Origin of the sequence: Neptuniibacter sp. QD72_48 (assembly GCF_047778065.1) — a bacterium.
Classification (GTDB): Bacteria; Pseudomonadota; Gammaproteobacteria; order Pseudomonadales; family Balneatricaceae; genus Neptuniibacter.
Map to the genome: position 1 here is coordinate 3,721,240 of NZ_CP180547.1, position 24,629 is coordinate 3,745,868.

The following is a 24,629-nucleotide window of genomic DNA, read 5'->3' on the forward strand; positions in this document are numbered from 1 at the left end:
ATGCTTATTTATTTAGGGTAGTTAGTAATGCTCTATTTACAAATCCTCCTGATCTCTCTGTTTTCTATGTCGCAGGGGCAAAATTAGTCTAAGCTGCAACTAGCTTTTGATTGATTTTTCAACAGTTAACTTAAGTAAGACGGCTCGATAAAAATGGCAGATATTCTCGTTGTCGATGACGTAGCTGATAACCTCAAAGTCTTACGCAATATTTTTGTGGAGAAAGGCTATGGAGTGAGAGTCGCTACAAATGGCCTGATGGCAATAAAAAGCGCAACAACCCTGCCTCCTGATCTGATTTTAATGGATATAAACATGCCCAAAATGGATGGCATTGAGGCATGTATCAAGCTTAAAGAGAATCCAATTACAGCCAATATCCCCATCATTTTTGTGACTGCAAACACAGAGCTAGAGATGGTTATCAAAGGCTTACATTCTGGCGGCGTGGACTACATCACTAAGCCCTTTATGCATGAGGAAGTTATTGCCAGAGCAGAAGTACATATCAACTTAGTCAAAACCCAACAACGCTATGCAAATGCTGAAATCATGTCAGCTATTGGTCAAATGGTAGTTGGAGTATCTCACGAGCTTAATACCCCATTGGGTATTTGCGTCACATCTGCGTCATCTATGAAAGCTGATTTAGATAGCCTTCGAACCCAAGTAGAGAATGAAGCACTCACTAAAAATGGCTTAGATGACTATTTAAGTAAAAGTGAAGAGCAACTCAAACTGATTGAAGGTAATTTTGCCTCGATTGTGCATAAGTTAGATCACTTTAAGACAATTACGCTCGACCAAATTGAAAACCAACCCCGCACGATTAATCTGGCTGAATACGTGCAAGAGTGCATCAAACTTTTGCATTCAACATTGATGGATGAGAGTTTTCAAATATCCCTCGACTGCGAAGCATTAGAGGTCAACTTGAACCCTGGTTACCTCTTCCACATTATTTCTAACTTAGTATCAAATACCGTCGCCCACGCTTATAGCGACGATTTTTCGGGACCAAAGCAAATCAATTTGAAAGTGTACTTAGAAGATGGGCATATTGGATTGATGTATTGGGATAATGGGATCGGCGTAACCCAGAGTGTGCTAAAGCAGGTGCTAAAACCTTTTTATACCACCAAACTCAGCGACCCAAACCATCTGGGCCTAAGCGCTTCAATCATCAATGGCATTGTCACTATGATTTTACACGGCACTCTTAGCTTACAATGCGATAAAAGAGGGCTGGTTTACGATATTAACTTCCCTATTAAGCAGGTAGCTTAACATCCACTAGGCACCTTTCGTAATTGAAAGCCTGCTCAAGTACGCTGCCCTTCATAACAGGTATATGAAAGCGGCTTTCGCCCAAACTACACTGTATAATCATTATTATTTATTCCTGTATATTTCGGGAATGAGCTCCTGAGCATGGTATTTTTCAAAAATCAAAAAATACTCATTGGAATCCACTAACTTATCTAATTCAAGTTGGATTTTATTTATGAGCGCCTTAGATGTCCCCAAGTTAAAAGCTATATATTGACGCAGTGACTGATCAACGTAGACTTCTCGAAATTGGTGTCTAGGTACATTCAGTTTTTTAATTGCAGCCCCAAAGCTACTATTACTGGTATACCAAAGATCAATACGCTTGAGTTTTAGCATTTTTAGGTTTTGCACTTCATAAGCAACAGGGTGTAGTTTATTAAACCCCAATGACTTTAAGGTTTGATGTGCTGCTGAGCGGTTTTGCACTCCAACTTTATAATTTATTGCGTCTTTGGCTTTAAAAAGATTCCCTTTGAAATCTTTCAAACTATAAAAGCTGAACCTTTTTTCAGCCAGCGGGCCAACCCACCTAAACAGCTTTTCACGTTGAGGTGTGCGGCTTGTTGAAAAAACAGCATAATTGGGCTTATGTAAAGCCAACTCATAACTACGAGCCCAAGGATAAATTTTAATATCAGCATTTAATTCAACTCTTTCAAAGATACGTTGTACAACTTCAACTGATGGTCCTACAAGTGCTCCATTTTCAACAAAATTTAGAGGCGCATAATCTTCCGTCAACAACTGCAATTCTTCATTAGCAAACACTGTATTTAACAGCTGAGCCAAGCATATAACGACAAAACACAGCTTTTTGATATACAAAATAATTACTCAGTTAACGACATGGTGAGTTAGCTCAAGATCTACAGTATCATTAACAAACATAGAGTAATTTAAATAGTTGTTCTAGTTTCTCAGCACAACTACTGCATTTGATAATACAGAGTAAAAAACAGCTCTCATTATAGGTGTCTGGCGCGGCGGCGCTCCGGTAGGTATTTCTGTTCAGGAAGTTATGGCCTGTCTTGGTGTGAAAGCGGATCATATTGCCATTAGGACATCATCTTATACCGGTGTTGCGGAGCGTGGTCGGCAGATTAAAGTTCATGGATTAACCTATTTAATTAAGCGTTTGTTTAGAGTCAGAGGATTCTTTTACAGTCCATGCCTGCGGCATGTTACATAAGAACATGCGCAGACAATGTTTGATCTCTCGAACAATAAGAATTAGTGAGCCTGCTCCCAGTTTTCACCGACACCGGCTTCAACTAGCAACGGTACATCTAGATCGGCCGCACCTGCCATTTGATCTTTCACTTCAGCAACAAAGGCATCTACCTGATCTTCACGTACTTCAAAGACCAATTCATCGTGTACTTGCATGATCATGCGGACATCAAAATCGGATTCGGCTAACCAAGCATCTACCGTCACCATCGCGCGTTTAATGATATCTGCGGCAGTACCCTGCATTGGCGCATTGATCGCGGTACGTTCAGCAGCCTGACGGCGCATCGCGTTTTTCGCTTTAATCTCTGGCAAGTACAAACGGCGACCAAACAGAGTTTCAACGTAACCCTGCTCCTGCGCTTTGGTGCGGATATCATCCATATAGTGCTGCACACCTGGATAAGTCTCAAAATAGTGTTCGATATACTGCGCCGCATCTTTACGGGCGATACCTAATTGTTTCGCTAAACCAAACGCCGACATACCGTAGATCAAACCGAAGTTGATCGCTTTAGCACTACGGCGCTGATCATCAGAGACCTGATCGAGTTCAACTTTGAATACTTCCGCTGCAGTTGCACGGTGAATATCGGCACCTTTAGAGAAAGCATCCAGCAAGCCCTGATCCTGAGACAGATGCGCCATAATACGCAGTTCGATCTGCGAGTAATCGGCAGCTACAACCTTGTAGCCTTCTGGAGGGATGAAGGCGTGACGAATACGACGACCTTCCTGAGTACGTACCGGAATGTTCTGCAGGTTTGGATCCGTCGAAGATAGACGCCCTGTCGCTGTCACCGCTTGATGGTAAGAGGTATGAATGCGTCCAGTACTTGGACTGATCATTAGCGGAAGCTTATCGGTGTAAGTTGACTTAAGCTTGCTCAAGCTACGGTGTTCAAGAATCAACTTAGGCAGAGGATATTCCAATGCTAACTCCTGAAGTACTTCCTCAGCAGTCGATGGTGCGCCTTTTGGCGTTTTCTTGATCACCGGGATATTCAGCTCTTCAAATAGAATCTGCTGCAACTGCTTTGGTGACGCCAGATTAAATTCTTTACCGGCGATATCGTAAGCTTCACGCTCTAGCTCCACCATACGTGCAGCCAGTTCGATACTTTGCTCACCGAGCATCGAAGCATCAACCAAAGCACCGTTACGCTCGATGCGTGAAAGTACTGGAATCAGCGGTTTTTCGATCTCATTGAATACTTTGCTTAGCGCTTCATCTTGGCCTAATTGACTATCGATCGCTTGATGTAGACGCAGGGTGATATCCGCATCTTCCGCAGCATAAGGCGCTGCTTGTTCTAGCTCGATCTGGTTGAACGTCAGCTGTTTTTTACCTTTACCGGCGATCTCTTCGAACTTAACCGTTTTCACACCCAGATAACGATCAGCCAAGCTGTCCATATCGTGACGCGTTGCCGTGGAGTTCAACACGTAGGATTCCAGCATGGTATCGAACGCCACACCTTTTAGATCGATATTGTAACGAGCCAACACATTCATATCGTATTTAATATGCTGACCAATCTTTTTGTGATCTTCACTTTCTAATAGTGGTTTCAGCTTAGTCAAAAGAACATCACGACTAATCTGCTCTGGCGCGCCCATGTAATCATGTGCAACCGGTACATAAGCTGCCTTACCCGGTTCTACAGCAAAAGAAACACCCACCAGCTCAGCTTCCATATAGTTCAAGCTAGTAGTTTCAGTATCAAAGGCAAAAAGTTCAGCTGTGGATAACTTTTCAATCCAACTATCTAGATCAGCTTCTGTAAGCACTGTTGTGTATTCAACATTTTTAGGTGCTTCTGGAGTAGATGGTTCTGACGGATCAGCGGCTACTGCGGCACCGCTCTCACCAGATTCCAACTCACGCACCCAAGTTTTGAATTCAAATTCTTTGTATAACTCGATTAACTGCTCTTTGTTTGGCTCTGGCTTAACGATCTCTGCAACTTTTTCATGCAGCTCAACGTCGGTTTTAATCGTTGCCAGCAGGTAAGATAGATCCGCTTCTTCACGGTTATCTTCTAGTTTCTTCGCCATGGTTTTCGAGCCACGGAAACCGAGATCAGCAATTTTATCTAGGTTTTCGTATAGATCTTTAATACCGCCGATACCTTGCAGCAAAGCCAATGCCGTCTTTTCACCCACGCCCGGAACACCTGGGATGTTATCGACTTTATCGCCCATCAATGCCAAGTAATCAATGATCAGCTCTGGCGGAATACCAAACTTCTCTTTCACACCTTCAATATCCATGATGGTGTCAGTCATAGTGTTGATCAGCGTTACATGTTGATCCACCAGCTGTGCCATATCCTTATCGCCTGTGGAGATCAGGGTATCGATTCCTTGAGCGCTGGCTTCGCGCGCCATCGTACCGATCACATCATCCGCTTCTACACCCGGTTCTACGATAAGCGGCATACCCAACGCTTTAACGATGTTGTGGATCGGCTCTACCTGACTACGAAGATCGTCCGGCATTGGTGGGCGCTGGGCTTTGTAATCGCTGTAGATCTCATCACGGAATGTTTTACCTTTAGCATCAAAAATCACCGCGATAGGGCTTTCTGGATACTGTTTGATCAAGCTTTTCAGCATTGAAGTAACAACTCGGATCGCCCCTGTTGGGATTCCCGCAGAATTTCGCAGGTCAGCCTGTTGTGAAGCAAAAAAAGCACGGTATAAATAAGAGGAACCGTCGACTAAAATTAAAGGAGAGGAGTTGGCTTGCTGCTGTTCGCTCATCAGGAAATCCGGGTTGGTTATTCTTCAAAAACCCGATCATAGTCGATATGCTCATTTGCCAAAAGAAATCTTGCCATGAAAGAGGAAAGAATAATGAAAAAGCTACTTTTAACAGCACTACTTACAGTGACACCTGTAGCTTATGCCGAAGTTCCACCGCTGGTTGATGAAGACGAACCACAGATCACAATTTTCCATGAACAAGACAAAACCTATTACGAGTATCGCGTAAATGGTCAGCTTCAGGAGATTAAGGTCGTGCCTAAAAACGGCAAAGAATACTATCTGGTTCCGGCACCAGGTGACGGCGCATTTATTCGTCATGAAGAGTCACAAATGCTGATCCCTAAATGGGTGCTTTTCCGCTGGTAAGTCAGCTGGAACAAACGAATTCAATTTTACGAAGTGAGTAAAGCGCTTGGCTGTATATACGCAACTTAATGACACTGACCTAACCACATTCCTTAAAGATTACGATTTGGGAGAGCTGGTCAGTTACAAAGGTATTGATGGTGGTATCGAAAATACCAACTACTTTGTCACCCTCGTAAATGATGAGGCTGAGGCGGAGTATGTACTCACTTTGTTTGAAGAGCTTAGCTACGAAGAGCTACCCTACTTTGTTGAGCTATGCCAATGGCTATCACAGCGGAATATTGCTGTACCTTTTGCCATTCAGGATCGAAACGGTATTGGGCTTAAACAGCTGAAAAAGAAACCTGCTGCTCTACAGCCTCGTTTCTTTGGTGAGCATGTGGGTCAGCAAGAACTTACGCCTGAACATTGTGCTGCCATCGGTAAAGTCCTAGGTGAGTTCCACGTTGCTACTGAAGACTTCTATCTTGAGCGCCAAGCGCACCGTGGTGTGTTTTGGTGGCGCAGAGAGAGCGAACTCATTCGTAGTAAGTTACCAGAAGGTGATCAAACCCTGCTACAGGAAGAAGTAGCGCGTTTTGATCAACTTCGCGAGCAGCCGGGCGATATCAAAGCGGGCACAATTCATGGTGATCTATTCCACGATAATGTGCTGTTCCAAGGAACTGAAGTCAGCGCGGTATTAGACCTTTACAACGCTGCTACCGCCTATCTGCTGTTTGATCTGGCGATCGTGGCTAATGATTGGTGCTGCCGACCTGATGGCTCAATTGATAGTGCACGAGAGCAAGCGCTGTTAAAAGCCTACGCAAAGGCGCGACCTTTCACTCAAGATGAATACAATGCTTGGCCTGTGCTGACGTGTACTGCCGCGATGCGATTCTGGCTATCACGTTTAATCCCGTGGTTGGATAAAAACAGCGAGCAGAAGCTCAAAGATCCAGAAGAGCTAAAACAGATCCTGATCTATCGCCGTAACAATCCTAGTCAGCTTCCCAAATAGCTCACTTCTTATACTAAGACTCCATCCAGGAGTCTTAGTAAATCAACACTGCCCTCTTTTGCTAACACCCGCTATAATCAGCCACTGATTATTTATACAGTGAACAGAAAGCCGCTATGGACGTAACTCACATTATCGATTCTCTGAACGATGCCCAACGCAATGCTGTAACCGCTCCGGTACAAAACTTACTGGTTTTAGCCGGCGCAGGCTCCGGTAAAACCCGCGTATTGGTACACCGAATTGCTTGGTTGATTCAGACAGAAGGAATGTCGCCCTACTCTATTATGGCGGTTACGTTCACCAACAAAGCTGCAAAAGAGATGCGTGGCCGTATTGAGGAGCTGTTAGGTATCAACCCTCAAGGCATGTGGGTCGGTACCTTCCACGGTTTAGCCCACCGTATACTGCGTGCTCACTGGCAGGATGCTGGCTTACCTGAAAACTTCCAGATTATGGACAGCGATGATCAGCTGCGTCTGATTAAACGTTTAGCCAAAGAGATGAATCTGGATGATAAGCGTTGGCCGGCTCGCCAATTCCAGTGGTACATCAACGATAAGAAAGATAATGGCCTGCGCGCTAAACACATCGAACCACGCCATGACCTAAATGACCGTCAGATGGTGGCGGTGTACGAGGCATACGAGCAAGCCTGTGAACGCGGCGGCATGATCGATTTTGGCGAGCTTTTACTACGTTCCCTAGAGCTGTTCCGCGATAAGAACCCAGCACTACTAGAGCACTACCAAGAGCGCTTCCGCTATATTCTGGTGGACGAGTTCCAAGATACCAACACTATTCAATATGGTTGGCTGCAGCTGCTATGCGGTGGTCAGAAAAAACTAATGGCGGTGGGCGATGATGACCAATCTATCTACGGCTGGCGTGGCGCTAAGATTGAGAATATCCAAAATCTACCGGTTCACTTCCCCGGTACAGAAACGATCAAACTAGAGCAAAACTATCGCTCTACAGAGACGATTCTGCGCGCAGCCAACGAAGTCATACGCAACAACCAAGGTCGTTTAGGTAAAGAACTACATACAGAATCGGGCGAAGGTGAACCGATCTCACTATATGCAGCCTTTAACGAACAAGATGAAGCGCGTTTTATCGTCGATCAAATCGGTAAATGGGTACAAGAGGGCAACCTCCGTAAAGAGTGTGCGATTCTGTACCGCTCTAATGCCCAGTCCCGAGTACTAGAGGAAGCCTTGATTCGTAGTGGCGTGCCATACCGTATATACGGTGGCCAACGTTTCTATGAACGCCTTGAGATCAAAAACGCACTTTCTTATATGCGCCTTCTAAGCAACCGCGACGATGACACCTCGATGGAGCGTGTCATCAATGTACCAACACGTGGTATAGGCACACGTACCATCGAAATTATCCGTGAACATGCTCGTAGCCAAGTAATCTCTATGTGGCGCGCGTCCAACGAAATTGTGGAACTGAAGAAGCTACCAGCGCGTGCCTCCAATGCCCTGCAGGCTTTCTTAGATCTGATCAATCAGATGGCGCAAGATACCGAAGATACCTTGCTTCACGAGCAGACTGAGCACGTTATCCAACACTCAGGTCTGATCGAACACCACAAGAAAGAGAAAGGCGAAAAAGCCCAATCTCGTATCGAAAACTTGGAAGAGCTGGTAACTGCGGCGAAGCAGTTCAACAGCCAGTGGGATGAATTTCTGGATGAGGAATTTAACTCCCCACTTGCGGCATTCTTAGACCAAGCAGCGCTGGATGCCGGTGATGCGCAAGCAGATGATTACCAAGACAGTGTGCAGCTAATGACCCTTCACTCTGCAAAAGGTCTGGAATTCCCTCAGGTGTTCCTAGCCGGTGTAGAAGAAGGCTTGTTTCCGCATAAGATGTCTGTGGAAGAGCCGGGCCGTTTAGAGGAAGAACGTCGCCTCTGCTATGTAGGTATCACCCGTGCGATGCAGAAGCTGTTTATCACTTACGCTGAATCCCGTCGTTTACACGGACAAGATAACTACAACCGACCATCCCGCTTTATTGGTGAAATTCCAAACGATTTGATGGAAGAGGTTCGCCTCAACGCTAGCGTTAGCCGTCCAATGACCAGCCGTCATAACGATAGCCAAGGCAGTAGCTTATTTGGTAGTAGCTCTCTTAGCAGCAGTGATGTACCAGAGACCAACCTTGCCCTGGGTCAACGTGTTATGCATAGCAAATTTGGTGATGGCACTGTACTTAACTTTGAAGGTTCAGGGCCTAAGGCCCGAGTACAGGTTAATTTCGATTACGAAGGCAGTAAATGGCTGGTGGTTGGCTTTGCCAATCTAACGCCGCTATAACTAGTAATGATATCCAAGCCTTGAAGAAGGCGAATTCCCCAAAGTCACCTTATACTTAAACGGTTGAGGTTTTTAAGGTGACGGAGGGGATATGTATAAACTCTGGAGTGTCTTCGCTGCCCTGATTTTGGCTTGCACCCTTACTAGTGCAGCTGAAGTAATCACAGTGCCTACCTATGATCAGGATCGTTCACCCTTAGCAATCATCAAGAATGGCCAAGCTCACGGAATATATCCTGACCTATTCAGAGCAATACTAATAGGGGCAGGCCTCAAACCTCAGCTGTTACCAGTACCTCCGATGCGACGCCGCATAGGTTTTGAAAATCAGCTCTATCATTTAGCCTGCTGTGCAAACCCCGCTTGGCGGGCACGCCCCAGAGAACAAGAGATCCAAGTTTTTAGTAAACAGTTTTACTGGACCAGAGACATGTTTGTGTTTCCTAAAGGCAAAGCCTTTGAAATCAATAAGCTTTCACAGCTATCCGATAAACTTATCGCCACTGTCCGAGGCTTCGATTATCGAGGATCTGAGCATTTTGGAGAAAGGGTCAACTTTCAAAATGAAGCAACCTTGATGCGCGCCTTGGCTTTAGGCCGAGCTGACGTTGGCATAGTTAACGAGGATATTTTTAATGCCTCTGCGCAAAAAAAATACTTAGAAGCAGGCCCAATACATGATGAAGCGAGTTTACACATCCGTATACATCGTGCTCGTATAGACTTGGTAGAACCAATCAATAAATCGATTGATAATCTGATTAGTAGTGGCCGACGCGATCAGATCGTAAAGAAATACTTAAACCAACATAACGCTATTAGTGCCGCTGTTCCGAACGCTGCTCCCTAAACTGTTGCGGTGTAACGCCCACGATGCGGCGAAAGAATTTTACAAAGTTAGTAGCTTCACTAAAGCCTAACCAGTAACCAACCTCTGCAACAGAAGCTGAGCTATGCGCCAACATACGTTTGGCTTCCAATGCGACACGGCGATCAATCACAACCTTAGCACTGCTCCCTTCAACCTGAATGCAGGCGCGGCTCAACGTACTCTGAGCGTAACCGAGCTTTTCAGCGTAATAACGCAGGCTATGCTCAGTCCGGTACTCTTGCTCCAATAGATCGATAAACAACTGGTAGGTTTTACGGGAGCGACTTGTCACCTTATCCGCAACTCGAACTTTCTGCTGCCAGCGCGCTACCCTCAACAATAGATTCAACAGTTCATTCCGTAATAAGGAGATATCTAATTCTGAACCATCGAAGTCTTCAAAATCGCGCTTTAAGCGTGAAATCGATTGCAGAATATCCTGCTGTAAAAGTTCAGTCAGGAGAGAGCTATTTTGCCAATCTTGCAGAGCGAGCAGATCCACACCTTTAGATTTCACCAATTCATCATTCGGTAATGCAGTAGGATCAATCAGCACAACTTCCGCCTGCACGTTACGGTAATCCTTCCACTCCTGTACCTGCCCCGGTCGTACAAACAACAAATTTCCCTGCCTAAGGTCGTAATCGATAAAATCGATGAAATGCTGCCCTTGCCCCTTGGTCACCAGAATCAGCATATAAAACTCTAGCCGTTCGGGTACGGCTGGCAGCTTCTGATAAAGATCGGCTAATGAGATCGGCTCAATCCCTATTGCCGCTAGGCGTTTGTTCTCAAAAAAGGTGTGTTTAATCTTTTGCATCTAAACCAGCCTTTAACATCCTTCATCCATCGGATTTAAGTGGAGGGGCCTAGCTTAGCAATTCCCATGCAACAAAAGTATTGGTCAGTTTTTCACCATGTAGTATTCAGCTAATACCTACCCCAATCCAAGCCCTGTTACTTTGATAAGTATTGAGCAGCCATTCAAATAAAAATGCCCAAAAAAGGGAGCCCAATACAATGCAAAGCAAAAAGATTCTGATGATTACCGGTGATTTCACCGAAGATTATGAAACGATGGTGCCGTTTCAAACCCTATTAACGGTTGGCCATCATGTAGATGCGGTATGCCCAGAGAAAGTAAGCGGCGATACAGTTGCAACAGCAATTCATGACTTCGAAGGTGATCAAACCTACACCGAAAAGCGTGGCCACAACTTCACTCTAAACGCGACGTTCGCAGATATTAATGTTGAAGATTATGACGCACTGGTAATACCAGGTGGTCGAGCACCAGAATATCTACGTTTAAACCAAGAAGTGATCGAGATGGTGCAACACTTCTTTAAAGAGAACAAACCCGTCGCTGCAATCTGCCACGGTGCGCAACTGCTATCTGCTGCGGGCGTTCTAGAAGGTAAGTCTTGCTCTGCATACCCTGCGTGTGCCCCAGAGATTAATCAATCTGGCGGTACTTACACTGATATTCCACTGGATGCTGCCGTGACTGATGGCAATCTAGTCACCGCCCCTGCTTGGCCAGCACACCCTGCTTGGTTAGCACAGTTTATGGTTTTGCTAACTATGTAATAGAATTAGCGCAGGCTGCTTTCTCCCCAAACCTGAACCCGAAAGCAGCTTGTCGCTACCTATACAGTCAAATCAGTGGAGAGAGCTATGTGCAAACTGTTTATTAATGCCGAACCAGAACTTTGGAAAAGCAGCACCCGCTCAATCCGTATTGACGGTATGGTGACCAGCGTACGTCTGGAAAACTATTTTTGGACGACCCTGACAGCGATTGCAGAGCGGGATGATCTAAATATCCCGCAGATGCTAACTCGCCTCTACCACGAATCGATCGATGCCGGTCACGACTTAGGTAACTTCACTTCATTCTTAAGAGTTTGCTGTATGCGTTACCTGGCGTTGCAACTGTCGGGCGATATCCCAACGAATGAAACGGTGGCGATCAGCTCTTTGGATGCTGATGCGATTTTAAGTAACGAAATCGAAAAGCGTCACTAAACCTCTATGACTGTCGGATTCGGCGCTCAAGGGTTTGAGATCGCGATCTACATTGCCAATCGACCATCGATCGAGCCTTACCCTACTCTCGATCACCTTCGCCCACTCAGTTCGGGTGAGATCAAGCATATTGCGGATCAAACCGGTAATCATTGGCGCAAGATTTTTAATGTCAGCGCTAAATTTCTGTTTGAGCTACAAGGCAACGTAGAGTTTAAGACTTGGCAGATGTTGCGCGATCAGTCGCTGTATCAGGCAGCAAGCCCAATGGCCCTGCTGTTTTCAAAGCCAGATTTAGCAGAGCCAAATCGTATCCATATAATTGCCGGTAAAACCTATGCCCAAGAACTCGGGCTAGAAAACTTGCTCTGGTTAGATCCATACTTTGCGATAGATAAAAGCAGAAAATTGATCGTCTGCCCCTACTTAGATTACCGTCAGTTGAGTAACTCTAGAATCAGCCAGTTGGTTGGATTGGTAAAAAACCTAATTGCTGAAAGCGATTAAAGCCCTGAATAATCAGGGCTTATTATCTCGCAGAACTAAGACATTACTTAATTCAGAGTCGGATTCTGAATCTTTTCCCAATTCATATTAAATGTTTGCTGATTAGCACCCGCAGCGGTTGGGTTATCTTCAGTCATACGATTGATTTCAGCCGCTTGTAGCAATGATGGTGGCAAAATTACGGTATCAATCACATGGATAATGCCATTGCTAGCATCCACATCTGCCGCAACTACAGTCGCCTGGTTAATCATCACATTACCACCAGCTAAGCTGATCGCGATATTTTCACCTTGTAGGGAAGGTGCTGCACTTAAACCCATCGCAGTTTTTGCATCTACTTTTCCGGCAACTACATGGTAGGTAAGTACCGCTTGTAGATCTTTTTTGTTCTCAGGCTTTAACAGGTCAGCCAACGTTTCTTCTGGTAGTTTGGCGAACGCTTCATTGGTAGGCGCAAACACCGTATAGGGGCCATCGCCTTGTAGGGCACCGACTAAGTCAGCAGCTTTCAGCGCCGTCACTAAAGTAGAGAAACTCTCATTACCCGCAGCGACATCGACAATATCTTTCTTCATTGAATAGGAACCTGCGGTCGCCATTAATGGTACAGCTAGTAGAAAGCAGGCCAGTGTTTTTATAATTTTCATTGTTCTTCTCCTCGCGTTTATTCCTTAAGCAGGCCCTCTACTGCCTCAATGAGATTTTGCTTAAGTGCATCGTAATCAGTGCTACGGAGGTTTTTGAAAGGCAGATCAAAAAACGTACAACAAAATTTTCTTTTTCTGTTTTTATGCCTGTGAATAGAATATTCTTATTTTTAATGGCTCCACTTAACTCCCTGATATTGCGATAAATTTAAAAAGGTTTTTATGCTTCATCGCATCTGGCTAAGTTTTTTTCTAATCGCTTTTAGCGCAGCCCTCTATCAGTGGCTCTGGCTAGATGATTCCGCAGTATTCCAGCGTTTGGTTCAGTCGACCTTTGATATGTCGAAACTATCAGTGGAATTATCCATAGGCTTGATCGGTACCCTCGCCTTTTGGCTGGGTATCATGAAACTGGCGGAAAGTTCTGGGCTTGTGGATAAGTTTGCACGTGGGATAAGTCCGCTTTTCTGCCGTTTAATGCCAGAAGTGCCAAAAGGTCACCCAGCCATGGGCTCAATGACCATGAACCTCTCGGCCAATGTCCTAGGTTTAGATAACGCCGCCACGCCTTTAGGTTTGAAGGCGATGCGTGATCTACAAAGTTTAAACCCACATAAAGATACAGCGACTAATGCCCAGATTTTGTTTCTGGTACTGAACACCTCCTCGGTAACGCTATTCCCGATCACAGTATTTCTCTATCGAGCGCAACAAGGAGCAAGTGACCCTACGTCGGTCTTTATCCCTATTCTAATTGCGACCTGCTGCTCGACACTTGCTGGCTTATTGGCGGTGAGTTTTGTGCAAAAGATCCGTTTATGGGAAAGAGTTACTCTGCTCTATATCGGCGGATTTATAGCCCTTTTACTCGCTTTTATCGGCTATTTCACAACACTAACGATCGACGAGCTACAACGGCAATCATCGCTAGTGGGTAACTTAATGATCTTCTCAGCGATTATTGGCTTTCTCTGTATCGCACACTTTAAAGGGGTAAATATCTACGAAACCTTTATTGATGGCGCCAAAGAGGGATTTGAAGTCGCGATTAAAATTATTCCTTACTTGCTCGCCATGCTGGTGGCGATTGGCGTACTTAGGGAAAGTGGCGCGTTAGAGGGGTTTATCTGGTTACTACGTGAAGGCTTTGCCAGCTTTGGCGCCGATACCCGCTTTGTTGATGCACTGCCCACTGCGATTATGAAGCCATTTTCCGGCTCTGGCGCCCGGGCAATGATGCTGGAAACCATGAATACCCATGGTGTCGATTCTTTCGCAGCTTACCTAGCCTCGGTTGTCCAAGGCTCAACTGAAACCACCTTCTATGTACTGGCCGTGTATTTTGGTGCGGTTGGCATCAGGCACACCCGTCATGCCATCGCTTGCGGCCTTACTGCCGATTTGGCTGGGATAATCGCAGCTATCACGGTAGGTTACTGGTTCTTCGGTTAATACTTCTAGAACAGAAGAAAACCAAAGTTTGAATACTTATAGACTCTATACCTCGGGCATAAACACTCGCCATACCATTGCTTGCGGCTTAACCGCCGATTTAGCAGGAATCATCGCCGCAATTACTGTGGGTTACTGGTTCTTCGGCTAATAAACTTAACTTACAAAGAAGCACCATCAATCAGTTCGTAAGGTAGTGCCAACACATCCACACCATCGACACAGCCTAGATGCACGCGGTAATGACCGGGTTTACGCAAGGTTTGATGGAAAGTATAGATACCGCATTGCTTACAGAAATGATGTTTGGCGATATGGGTCGCGAACTCATAAGTTGCCAAGGAATCATCCGATACCTGAATATCGATATCGCTAGGGTCGACTACAAAGTTACCCATCATTGCGCCTTTCTTCTGGCAGATAGAGCAGTTACAACGCACACCTTCGACAATCTCTGGGGCATGAAAACTGAATCTAACGTTGCCGCAATGGCAACTGCCTTGATACACCGGCATAGCACTCGCCTCCACTTGGTTTAAGCAAAGGTCGGAAACAATGCTAGCTCTCGTCTATTAAAAGGCTACCATCCGGTTCTGTCTGACCTATGCCGTTATAAATGACATCATGGCTCATGGCATCAATATCAAAGGCTTGCAAGGTTGCCGGTGCAGAAGCACCTGCATACCCGACCGCTTCAGCAGCAACTGTTTCACCAAACACTAAAGATAAAACGGTAAAGCCAAAGGCCTGTTTTTCTGAGGCCGACAGTTGCGGCCAAGCGCTGTGATAAGCCTGCCAAATGGCTGGCGCCTGACTTAAACCTTGCTGGGTACCCAACGAAAACTCCGCGAAGTGTCGAGCGATATAGCGCTCAACTGCGTGCATCGAGTCCTCATCTAATAAGTTGGGTAAGTGCAACTCTGCTAAGCAGAATTTTAACGCCGCTTCATACGCGTCTAAGCAAGATCGGCGAAAGGCAAAGTCATTTGCCTGCACAATCACACTGTCAGTTTCAGATAGTTGTTCGTATATAGGTAACGGATCTGCATGAGCCATATTAAACATCCTTGTTGTTATGGTTGATCTTAGAAGTAACTATAGCCGCTTATATGGCAACCGCCAGATCGCGGATATGTCCATGGCCATCAATGGCAACTTGCACACATTCGGTTTCGGTTACTTTTCTTAGTTCGCTGCCATCAGGGCAACAACCCCAAGCTTCAACGTGGATTCGCAAAGAGCTGCGGCCACTTTCAATCAATTGAGTGTAGAAGGACATAATAGTTCCCTCTAGTACTGGAGATAAAAACTCCATCTGGCCAACCGATACTGTAGAGACACGGCCCTTAGATAATTTAGCCGCATAAATTTCGGCAGCCTGTACAATTTTAGCGGATACCCAACCACCATAAACATCGCCAAACATGTTGGTAGCATCGCTTGAAGCCGGCAGAAGTAAGCTTAGTTCACCTGCTGGCTGATGGCTATTTTCCTCGACATGCTCCATGGGATTACCCCTCCTTTACTGCCATCCCCACTCCTTAGGGTAATGATAGAAACTGTGAATTTTGTATTTATTAGTCAGCTTACTCTAATACAAAAGGCTAATACCCTGAATATGTACAACGTAAAAATTCTTTTCTAAGTGTCACACTTTTGTCATTTAAGAAAATTATAGTGTTCGCATCTTAACTCATATATCTAATTTTAAGACTCTTTGGAGCCTATACATGAAACCTATGAAAAAGCTGCTTGCTGCTGTTGCTATCTCCGCAACTTGTGTAGCTGCAAACGCATCTGACCTGCTAGACAAGAACCTACCAGTTTACTCTAAGGCTTCTGGTGTTTCTGGTAACCTTTCTTCTGTAGGTTCCGACACACTAGCTAACCTAATGACGCTTTGGGCTGAAGAGTTCAAGCGTAACTACCCGAACGTTAACATTCAGATTCAAGCGGCTGGTTCTTCTACTGCGCCACCAGCGCTAACTGAAGGTACTTCTAACATCGGTCCTATGTCTCGTAAGATGAAGGACAAAGAGATCGCTGCATTCGAGAAAAAGTTTGGTTACAAGCCAACGCCTGTTGCTGTAGCAATCGATGCGCTAGCAGTATTCGTACACAAAGATAACCCAGTTGAAGGTCTATCTATCAGCCAGGTTGACGCTATCTTCTCTTCTACTCGTAAGTGTGGCGCTGTTGCAGACGCTAAAACTTGGGGTGATGTTGGTGTAGCAGGTTCCCTATCTGATAAGAGCATCCAGTTGTTCGGTCGTAACTCAGTATCTGGTACTTACGGCTACTTCAAGAAGAAAGCTCTATGTAAAGGCGACTTCAAGAACAACGTAAACGAGCAGCCAGGTTCTGCATCTGTAGTACAGTCTGTATCTACTTCTCTTAATGCACTAGGTTACTCTGGTATCGGTTACAAAACTGCATCTGTACGTGCACTACCTCTTACTAAGAAAGATGGCGGCGCATTCGTAGAAGCAACTCCTGAAAACGCGCTAAACGGCAAGTACCCACTAGCTCGTTCTCTATACGTATACGTAAACAAGAAACCAGGTCAGCCTCTAGCTCCTCTGGAGAAAGAGTTCCTGAAAATGGTTATGTCTAAAGTAGGTCAGGAAGTAGTAGTTAAAGACGGCTACATCCCACTACCAGCGGCAGTTGTAGAGAAGCAGATGAAAGCGCTAGGCATGTAATATGTCTTGATCATCTGATCTTAGGAAAAAGGGGGCCATTTTGGCCCCCTTTTTTCGTTTATGACAGTCACTGTAATACAGATGTAACAAACTTTTCATATTGTATGCGCCGTCTTCTTAGTAAACTTCCGAGACCTATGTGCCATGAGTACAGAAAACACTGCAACGTCCGACCTGGATTTTAATACCGCGTCGGCCAAGCGACACAGAAACATACGTGCGTTGAAGGATAAACTTGCTTCAGGTGGTATCGCATTTGGTGGTATCAGCGTTATTGTTGCAATCCTTCTGATCTTCTTTTATCTACTTTATGAAGTAGCACCGCTGTTCGAATCTGCCAGCATCGAACCTTGGCAGAAAAATGGACAGGAAATTGCCCCTTACACTGTTCCCGGTGACGGCAAGACACTTTATCTGACAATGGAAGAACAAACAGAGATCGCTCTGCGTGTTACAGATCTTGGTCAGTTGGTGTTTTTTAACAGCCGCAACGGTAACGTAATCAAAACAGAAACTGCCAATATTCCAGAAGGTGCAACAGTTAGCAGCTTTGCTCTAGCTTCTGAATATAGCGGTATTTTCGCTTTGGGTTACAGCAACGGTCAGGCGCAGGTCTTCAAACACAAATACCGTTCTACTTACCCTGATGGCGTACGTGTTATCACGCCAGAAGTGGAATACCCACTAGGTTCTGAACTGATTCAGGTAAGCGATTCACCACTTGAGCTACTTGCAATCAATGGTGAAGAGGAAGAATGGACACTTATCGGTGGTCAGGCAGCAAACATCGCTGCGACTGAAGTTTCCCTAACCGAGAACCTGATTACTGAGGAAGTAGAAGCGGACACTAACCGCATTACGCTTCCAAATATGAACATCCCAGCTGAGAAACTACTGCTGATGCCAGATCGTCGTTGGATGATGATCTCTGGTGAAGGCGGCAAGTTGGGCATCGTTGATATGCAAGCAGACGGTGGCCCTAAAGTTACTCAGCTAATCGAGACGACCAAAAATAAGATCACCTCTTTTGAACTACTGATTGGTGGTAACTCCCTACTTATCTCTGACGATAAAGGCGTGACCTCACAGTGGTTCTTGGTTCGTAACGAGAAAGGCGAATGGCTAATGCGCCAGATTCGCAGCTTCGAAAACGGTACTTCACCAATCAGCAGCATCTCTATTGAGCACCGCCGCAAAGGTTTTGTAACGGTTTCGGACCAAGGCGTTATCGATTTCTACAGCACAACAGCATCACGTAACTCACTTACAGCTGCCGTTGCTCAAGGCAATGTAGATATGATCGCTCTATCACCTCGTTCTAACGCACTATTGGTTGAACAGGATGGTAAGTTAGCGCTTTGGGCGGTTCACAACGAACACCCAGAGATCTCTTGGAGCGCACTGTGGGAGAAAGTTTGGTACGAAGGTTACCAAGAGCCTGAGTTCACTTGGCAGTCTTCCGCTTCTACCAACGACTTCGAGCCAAAATACAGCTTAATGCCATTAGCATTCGGCACCTTAAAAGCAGCGTTCTACGCCATGCTTCTAGGTACGCCGCTAGCGATCTGTGGTGCGATCTACACAGCTTACTTCATGGTGCCGTCAATGCGCCGTAAGGTAAAACCTTTCATCGAATTGATGGAAGCACTGCCTACGGTAATTTTGGGCTTCCTAGCAGGTCTATGGTTAGCGCCATTTATGGAGGTAAACCTCGCGGGGATCTTTGTCACCCTCTTGGTCGTACCTGCTGCCATTATCGCTTTTGCTTATGCTTGGGCATGTGCACCTAAAGCGGTTCGCTATTTAGTGCCAGATGGCTGGGATGCAGCACTACTGATCCCTGTTGTAATCATCGCAACAATGTTCAGCTTCTGGGTCGCTCCAGGGTTAGAACAAGCGTTGTTCGGTACTGAAATGCGTTACTGGGTAACTCAAGAGCTAGGCATTCCATACGACCAGCGTAACGCGCTAGTAGTTGGTATCGCGATGGGCTTTGCGGTTATCCCAACGATCTTCTCTATCACTGAAGATGCGATCTTCGCTGTACCAAAACACCTGTCTTACGGCTCCCTAGCACTAGGTGCTACACCATGGCAGACACTGGTACGCGTAGTAATGCCAACAGCGAGTCCAGGTATCTTCTCTGCAGTGATGATCGGTATGGGTCGTGCTGTAGGTGAAACCATGATCGTACTGATGGCAACCGGTAACACGCCAATCATGGACGTGAATATCTTTGAGGGTATGCGAACTCTGGCTGCAAACATTGCAGTAGAGATGCCGGAATCTGAAGTTGGTAGTACCCACTTCCGTATTCTATTCCTGGCAGCGTTCGTACTGTTCTTGTTCACTTTCTTCGTAAACACCGTGGCGGAAGTTGTACGCCAGCGTTTACGTAAGAAGTACGGCTCTCTGTAATTTGTGCCTGATTGAGGAAATATAGTAATGCGACAGTCTTTTACTGAATGGTCAAAATCCGGCGCACCTTGGGTATGGCTTAATGCCGGTGCCGTAGCGATCTGTTTGATCATGGTTGTAGGTCTGCTGACTCTTATCGCAATTCGCGGTTTGGGTCACTTCTGGCCTGCAGATGTTATCCAAGCGACTTATGTTGATAAGGGAAACAGCGTTACCCTGATCGGTGAAAAAGTCCAAACTGAAGATGTCCCTGCAGCTCAGTTACGCGATAGTGGCGTAGCCGTACCGGAAGGTGTTGAGAGCATGCAGCGTAACCTGATGAAAGTCGGTAACCGTGACCACGGTGGTACTGACTTCATCTGGGTTCTGGAAGACTTCATTAAAAATCCTTCTAAACCAGAAATGCTATTCACTGCTGAGCGTCGTGAATGGGGTAACTTCTACGGTTACCTACGTGGCATCAAAGAAGATGGCAAACTGGTTTCTAGCTACGAAGGTTACGAAAAAACTGACGAGTACCTCGCACTTTGGGCACTTCTAGAAAGCCGTATCGAGCGTGCGCTAGATATCCACAGTGACATCGAAGATATCGAAAAAGACCGTATTGGCTCTATCAACTACAAGTTGGAGCGTTTACGTCTGCAAGAGCGTTCTCTACAGCTTAAAAATGTAACGGACCCAGCTCAGTACAAAGAGATTGAAGAGAAGCGTGCTGCACTAGATGCAGAGTACGAAGGTCTACAAGGTGATCTACTCGCTCTTTACGAAAAATTTAACCGTGACACTGTGGTTGCTGAGATCGCAAACGGCAAAATCGTAGAGTTCAAAGTTGCACACGTTGTGCGTGCTTTCCTACCAAACGATATGGGCCTAGGCGGCAAGATCCTTCACTACTTCTCTAAGATCTGGGAATTCGTAAGTACAGATCCACGTGAAGCGAACACTGAAGGCGGTATATTCCCAGCAATCTTCGGTACAGTACTGATGGTTATCATCATGTCTGTGATCGTAACGCCATTCGGTGTTGTAGCTGCGGTTTACCTACGTGAATACGCGAAACAAGGTTTTGTAACGCGCGTTATCCGTATCGCTGTAAACAACTTGGCGGGTGTACCGTCAATCGTATACGGTGTATTCGGTCTAGGTTTCTTCGTTTACTTCTTGGGTGGTCACATAGATGACGCGTTCTTCCCTGAAGCGAAACCAGCACCAACCTTTGGTACGCCAGGTCTAATGTGGGCTTCTATCACACTTGCACTGCTAACAGTTCCAGTTGTGATCGTAGCAACAGAAGAAGGCCTAACACGTATCCCACGTGCGGTTCGTGAAGGTTCTTTGGCACTAGGTGCGACGAAGTTCGAAACCCTAATGAAGATTGTAATCCCAATGGCTAGCCCAGCGATTATGACCGGTGTGATCCTAGCGATTGCCCGTGCAGCAGGTGAAGTAGCACCGCTGATGCTGGTAGGTGTAGTTAAGCTAGCACCAAGTCTGCCATTGGATATGAACTACCCGTTCCTACACTTGGATCAGAAATTTATGCACTTGGGCTTCCACATCTATGATGTTGGTTTCCAGAGCCCGAACGTTGAAGCGGCACGTCCGCTGGTATACGCAACAGCGTTTTTGTTGGTGGCAGTAATCGCAGCACTTAACTTGTCTGCAATCGCGATTCGAAACCACCTACGTGAAAAATACAAAGCGCTTGAAATGTAATAGAATTTTTAAAGGTTGCTACAATGACTAGCGAAGCTAAAACACACGCAATTGATATCTCTACAATGCAACGAGATAACCGTATTTTGAACCTTGAAGAAGAAACAATGGCTCTTGAGGTTAAAGACCTTAAATTGAGCTATGGCGATAACGAAGCGCTTCACGGTATCGACATGCACATCCCTAAGAACCGCGTTACTGCGTTTATCGGTCCTTCTGGTTGTGGTAAATCAACACTACTACGCTGCTTCAACCGTATGAACGATCTAGTAGATGATTGCAGCATCACAGGTCAGATCCTGCTGGATGATAACAACATTTACGACCGCAGCGTTGATATCGCAGAACTACGTCGTCGCGTGGGTATGGTATTCCAGAAGCCAAACCCATTCCCGAAATCTATCTACGAAAACGTTGCTTATGGCCTGCGTATTCAGGGCGTAACTAAAAAGCGCGTTATCGACGAAACAGTTGAGTGGGCACTTAAATCTGCTGCACTTTGGGACGAAGTTAAAGACCGTCTACACGAGAGTGCACTAGGCATGTCCGGTGGTCAGCAGCAGCGTTTGGTTATCGCACGTACGATTGCGGTAAAACCAGAAGTTCTGCTGTTGGACGAACCAGCATCTGCACTTGACCCAATCTCTACATTGAAGATTGAAGAACTGATCCACGAACTGAAGAAAGACTTCACGATCGTGATCGTAACCCACAACATGCAACAGGCTGCGCGTGTATCTGATTACACAGCTTTTATGTATATGGGTGATCTTATCGAGTTTGGTGTAACAGATACCTTGTTCACTAATCCAGCTAAGAAACAAACTGAAGACTACATTACTGGCCGTTACGGTTAATGGGGAAGGAATCAGATCATGGAACTAAATACTGAAAATTATTCCACGCATATCTCAGCTCGGTTTAATGAAGAACTAGAGCAAATTAGAACCCATTTGCTAACCATGGGTGGTGTTGTAGAGCGTCAAGTACACGACTGTATCGATGCCCTACTTAACAGCGATGCAGAACTAGCGGAACAGTCTCGCAAAGTTGATAAGCAGACTAACGACATGGAAGTGATGATCGATGAACAATGCACTAAGATCATTGCACTGCGCCAGCCTGCTGCAAGTGACCTGCGTCTGATTATCGCCGTATCCAAAGCGGTATCTGACTTAGAAGGTATGGGTGATGAAGCTGCACGTATCTGCCGCCATGCGATTGAATTGGTTGAAGAAGGCGAATCACCACGCGGTTATCAGGAAGTCCGTCATATCGGTAATCTTGTGCGCCAAATGGTTAAAGACGTATTAACTGCGTTTGCGCGCAACGATACAGATCTTGCTTACCGTGTTGCGAAAATGGACAAATCTGTAGACCAGGAATACCGCTCTGCAATGCGTTCTCTAGCAACGTTCATGATGGAAGATCCTCGCTCTATCTCTAGCGTAATGAACGTAATCTGGGTTCTACGTAGCCTTGAGCGTATCTCTGAACATGCACGCGCGATGGCTGCTCACCTGATCTACCTAGTGAGTGGTACCGATGTTCGTCACGGTAGCCTTAAGCAGATTAAAAAAGCCGTTAAACCAGGCGACGAAGATTAATCTAACCTCCTGTTTAATAAGCTTTATCACTATAAAAAGCAGCCTAATTAGGCTGCTTTTTTTGTATTAATCGCCAAAGTTATTCGAATATTGGTCGATACTTATATGACTCATATATCAACTAGGGCTCCCATGCTGCAATACACTGTATACGCCGACCTCAACTGCCCTTTCTGCTATGCATTGCATGAGCAGTTGCATCAGTTTGGTCTTTTGCAGCAAGTAGATTGGCGCTTAGTTGAGCACGCACCTAATATCGCGATTTTTAATAAAACAGCTGAAAGTCAGGCCGAACTCGCCAGTGAAGTGTTTGTGGTTCGTAGCCGTGTACCTAATATTGAAGTCGCGCTTCCTAAGGCTCGAAGTGACAGTCACTTTGCCAGCCTTTGTGTAATCGAAGCGGCTGAGCATGATGTTGAAAAATCGATCCTTCTACGTCGCTTACTCTACCGCGCTCTTTGGGTCGAAGGTAAAGATATCGCAGATGTATCAGTTATCTATGACTGTTTGATGGAAGCTGGTTTACCGACCGAGTTGGATATCGAAGAGCCGCAGGAAAATAAACTGATCGATTGGCAAACCGCGTGGGAGCAAGGTGATTTCAACCTACGTATCCCAGTGATCTGCGCTGATGATGGCCGTATCTCGCTAGGTTTACCTAGCCCTGAAGATCTTAAAGCTTTCTTTAAGGGCAAAGAGATCGACTCTCAAGATCAACATCGTGAAGGTTGCCCGCGCTCGGAGCAACAAACTATCGCCATCTACTGCGATCACAGTATCGAAATCGTCTGGCCGGTGATCGCTATCTTGCGCAACGACTACAACATCCTGCTCCCCGCTAATTTGAAAGAGCTGAAAAATTTACTGCATGAAGATGCGCCTGACCTCTTACTCTTAGGCACAGAGAATCAATGGTCGGATATGTTCACACTTTGCGAAGAGGTGACCAAAAGCAAAGATGAGTTCCCGCTGCCGATTGCGTTCCTTAGCCAGCAGGTTGAGGATCAGCTAGAGCTGGATGCTTATCAAGCAGGAGCCGCAGATTTCCTCGTGCTAAACCGTGCGCCTGCCGTTATTCAGTCACGCATTAAAATTCTGATGCAGCTAAAACAGTCTCAGGATCAACTGGCTCGCTCGGCTCGTGTTGATGGTCTAACTCAGGTCAATAACCGCCGTGAGTTTGAACGCAATATTGAAACGGAATGGCGTCGTGCACAGCGTTCTAAACGAAACTTATCCTTGATCATGCTAGATATCGACCATTTCAAACTGTTCAACGATGGTTATGGCCATCTGGCGGGTGATGGCTGTTTACGTACAATCGCGCAAACCATAAAAGCCTCCATTCAACGGGCGCAAGATATGGTCTGTCGTTATGGCGGTGAAGAGTTTGCCGTGATTCTGCCAGAGACAGATATTGATGGCGCGCAACTAATTGCAGAGAGAATCCGATCTGCAATTGCCGAGCTTAAGATCGAACATAAGTTTTCCAGTACAGGAAATACCGCCACGATCAGTGCCGGCGTAGCCTCGATTAATCCTTCTAAAGGAGGCTCGCCGCATGAGCTTATTGAGTTGGCCGACCAAGCTCTCTATCAATCCAAAGAGAATGGCCGTAACCAAGTCACTCTAAGCTAGAAAT

Annotated in this window: 22 protein-coding genes; 15 read left to right on the top strand and 7 right to left on the bottom strand. The window is 45.8% G+C overall.

The window, feature by feature from the left end:
• Positions 1 to 153: 153 nt before the first annotated feature.
• A complete protein-coding gene (locus ACMXYX_RS17160; RefSeq protein WP_415882871.1) occupies positions 154 to 1,287 on the top strand; it encodes a response regulator in 1,134 nt (377 codons plus the stop codon).
• A gap of 105 nt (positions 1,288 to 1,392) precedes the next feature.
• Here ACMXYX_RS17160 and ACMXYX_RS17165 read toward each other — a convergent pair whose 3' ends face one another.
• Entirely contained in the window at positions 1,393 to 2,100 is a 708-nt protein-coding gene (locus ACMXYX_RS17165) for a substrate-binding periplasmic protein (RefSeq protein ID WP_415906314.1), read from the bottom strand.
• A 462-nt stretch (positions 2,101 to 2,562) separates the two neighbouring features.
• Positions 2,563 to 5,328 (bottom strand): DNA polymerase I, encoded by a 2,766-nt coding sequence (gene polA / locus ACMXYX_RS17170; RefSeq protein ID WP_415906315.1) that lies wholly within the window; start codon positions 5,326 to 5,328, stop codon positions 2,563 to 2,565.
• A gap of 93 nt (positions 5,329 to 5,421) precedes the next feature.
• On the opposite strand from polA, the gene ACMXYX_RS17175 reads away from it, so the two are divergent.
• The 4 genes from ACMXYX_RS17175 (at position 5,422) to ACMXYX_RS17190 (ending at position 9,886) form a co-directional block, all read left to right on the top strand.
• A complete protein-coding gene (locus tag ACMXYX_RS17175) occupies positions 5,422 to 5,700 on the top strand; it encodes a DUF2782 domain-containing protein (protein ID WP_415882873.1) in 279 nt (92 codons plus the stop codon).
• Between the two features lie 46 nt (positions 5,701 to 5,746).
• Complete coding sequence (locus tag ACMXYX_RS17180; RefSeq protein WP_415906316.1) at positions 5,747 to 6,706, top strand: homoserine kinase; 960 nt, start codon at positions 5,747 to 5,749, stop codon at positions 6,704 to 6,706.
• Between the two features lie 116 nt (positions 6,707 to 6,822).
• Entirely contained in the window at positions 6,823 to 9,036 is a 2,214-nt protein-coding gene (uvrD, locus tag ACMXYX_RS17185) for a DNA helicase II (RefSeq protein WP_415906317.1), read from the top strand.
• Between the two features lie 91 nt (positions 9,037 to 9,127).
• Positions 9,128 to 9,886: a substrate-binding periplasmic protein gene (locus tag ACMXYX_RS17190; protein ID WP_415882876.1), complete on the top strand. Its 759-nt coding sequence runs from the start codon at positions 9,128 to 9,130 to the stop codon at positions 9,884 to 9,886.
• Here the strand turns inward: ACMXYX_RS17190 and ACMXYX_RS17195 are convergent.
• Entirely contained in the window at positions 9,855 to 10,727 is an 873-nt protein-coding gene (locus ACMXYX_RS17195) for an AraC family transcriptional regulator (protein WP_415906318.1), read from the bottom strand. The two genes, ACMXYX_RS17190 and ACMXYX_RS17195, sit on opposite strands and share 32 nt — an antisense overlap.
• 200 nt (positions 10,728 to 10,927) lie before the next feature.
• On the opposite strand from ACMXYX_RS17195, the gene ACMXYX_RS17200 reads away from it, so the two are divergent.
• From ACMXYX_RS17200 to ACMXYX_RS17210, 3 genes are all read left to right on the top strand, one after another.
• Entirely contained in the window at positions 10,928 to 11,497 is a 570-nt protein-coding gene (locus ACMXYX_RS17200) for a DJ-1/PfpI family protein (RefSeq protein ID WP_415897184.1), read from the top strand.
• Between the two features lie 87 nt (positions 11,498 to 11,584).
• On the top strand, positions 11,585 to 11,935 hold the full coding sequence (locus ACMXYX_RS17205) for a ribbon-helix-helix domain-containing protein (RefSeq protein WP_415882879.1): 351 nt from the start codon (positions 11,585 to 11,587) through the stop codon (positions 11,933 to 11,935).
• 6 nt (positions 11,936 to 11,941) lie between these two features.
• A complete protein-coding gene (locus tag ACMXYX_RS17210) occupies positions 11,942 to 12,442 on the top strand; it encodes a DUF6942 family protein (RefSeq protein WP_415897185.1) in 501 nt (166 codons plus the stop codon).
• 47 nt (positions 12,443 to 12,489) lie between these two features.
• Here the strand turns inward: ACMXYX_RS17210 and ACMXYX_RS17215 are convergent, their stop codons facing one another.
• Positions 12,490 to 13,092 (bottom strand): fasciclin domain-containing protein, encoded by a 603-nt coding sequence (locus ACMXYX_RS17215; RefSeq protein ID WP_415906319.1) that lies wholly within the window; start codon positions 13,090 to 13,092, stop codon positions 12,490 to 12,492.
• 222 nt (positions 13,093 to 13,314) lie between these two features.
• On the opposite strand from ACMXYX_RS17215, the gene ACMXYX_RS17220 reads away from it, so the two are divergent.
• Positions 13,315 to 14,544: a nucleoside recognition domain-containing protein gene (locus ACMXYX_RS17220; RefSeq protein ID WP_415906320.1), complete on the top strand. Its 1,230-nt coding sequence runs from the start codon at positions 13,315 to 13,317 to the stop codon at positions 14,542 to 14,544.
• Between the two features lie 161 nt (positions 14,545 to 14,705).
• Here ACMXYX_RS17220 and ACMXYX_RS17225 read toward each other — a convergent pair whose 3' ends face one another.
• The 3 genes from ACMXYX_RS17225 to ACMXYX_RS17235 are packed head-to-tail and all read right to left on the bottom strand — an operon-like array spanning position 14,706 to position 16,051.
• On the bottom strand, positions 14,706 to 15,059 hold the full coding sequence (locus ACMXYX_RS17225) for a GFA family protein (protein ID WP_415882884.1): 354 nt from the start codon (positions 15,057 to 15,059) through the stop codon (positions 14,706 to 14,708).
• 43 nt (positions 15,060 to 15,102) lie between these two features.
• Positions 15,103 to 15,600 carry a hypothetical protein gene (locus tag ACMXYX_RS17230; protein WP_415906321.1) on the bottom strand — a complete coding sequence of 166 codons (498 nt, stop codon included), beginning with the start codon at positions 15,598 to 15,600 and terminating at the stop codon, positions 15,103 to 15,105.
• 49 nt (positions 15,601 to 15,649) lie between these two features.
• On the bottom strand, positions 15,650 to 16,051 hold the full coding sequence (locus tag ACMXYX_RS17235; RefSeq protein WP_415882886.1) for an acyl-CoA thioesterase: 402 nt from the start codon (positions 16,049 to 16,051) through the stop codon (positions 15,650 to 15,652).
• A 223-nt stretch (positions 16,052 to 16,274) separates the two neighbouring features.
• Here ACMXYX_RS17235 and ACMXYX_RS17240 point away from each other — a divergent pair, with 223 nt between their 5' ends.
• The 6 genes from ACMXYX_RS17240 (at position 16,275) to ACMXYX_RS17265 (ending at position 24,625) form a co-directional block, all read left to right on the top strand.
• Entirely contained in the window at positions 16,275 to 17,246 is a 972-nt protein-coding gene (locus tag ACMXYX_RS17240) for a PstS family phosphate ABC transporter substrate-binding protein (protein ID WP_415882887.1), read from the top strand.
• 144 nt (positions 17,247 to 17,390) lie between these two features.
• Positions 17,391 to 19,664 (top strand): ABC transporter permease subunit, encoded by a 2,274-nt coding sequence (locus tag ACMXYX_RS17245; RefSeq protein WP_415906322.1) that lies wholly within the window; start codon positions 17,391 to 17,393, stop codon positions 19,662 to 19,664.
• A 27-nt stretch (positions 19,665 to 19,691) separates the two neighbouring features.
• A complete protein-coding gene (gene pstA, locus ACMXYX_RS17250; protein WP_415906323.1) occupies positions 19,692 to 21,380 on the top strand; it encodes a phosphate ABC transporter permease PstA in 1,689 nt (562 codons plus the stop codon).
• Between the two features lie 23 nt (positions 21,381 to 21,403).
• Positions 21,404 to 22,237: a phosphate ABC transporter ATP-binding protein PstB gene (pstB, locus tag ACMXYX_RS17255; protein ID WP_415882890.1), complete on the top strand. Its 834-nt coding sequence runs from the start codon at positions 21,404 to 21,406 to the stop codon at positions 22,235 to 22,237.
• 18 nt (positions 22,238 to 22,255) lie between these two features.
• Entirely contained in the window at positions 22,256 to 22,987 is a 732-nt protein-coding gene (gene phoU / locus ACMXYX_RS17260) for a phosphate signaling complex protein PhoU (protein ID WP_415886298.1), read from the top strand.
• 132 nt (positions 22,988 to 23,119) lie between these two features.
• The gene (locus ACMXYX_RS17265; RefSeq protein WP_415906324.1) at positions 23,120 to 24,625 is read left to right on the top strand and encodes a diguanylate cyclase; all 1,506 of its coding nucleotides are present in this window, start codon (positions 23,120 to 23,122) and stop codon (positions 24,623 to 24,625) included.
• Positions 24,626 to 24,629 lie beyond the last annotated feature (4 nt).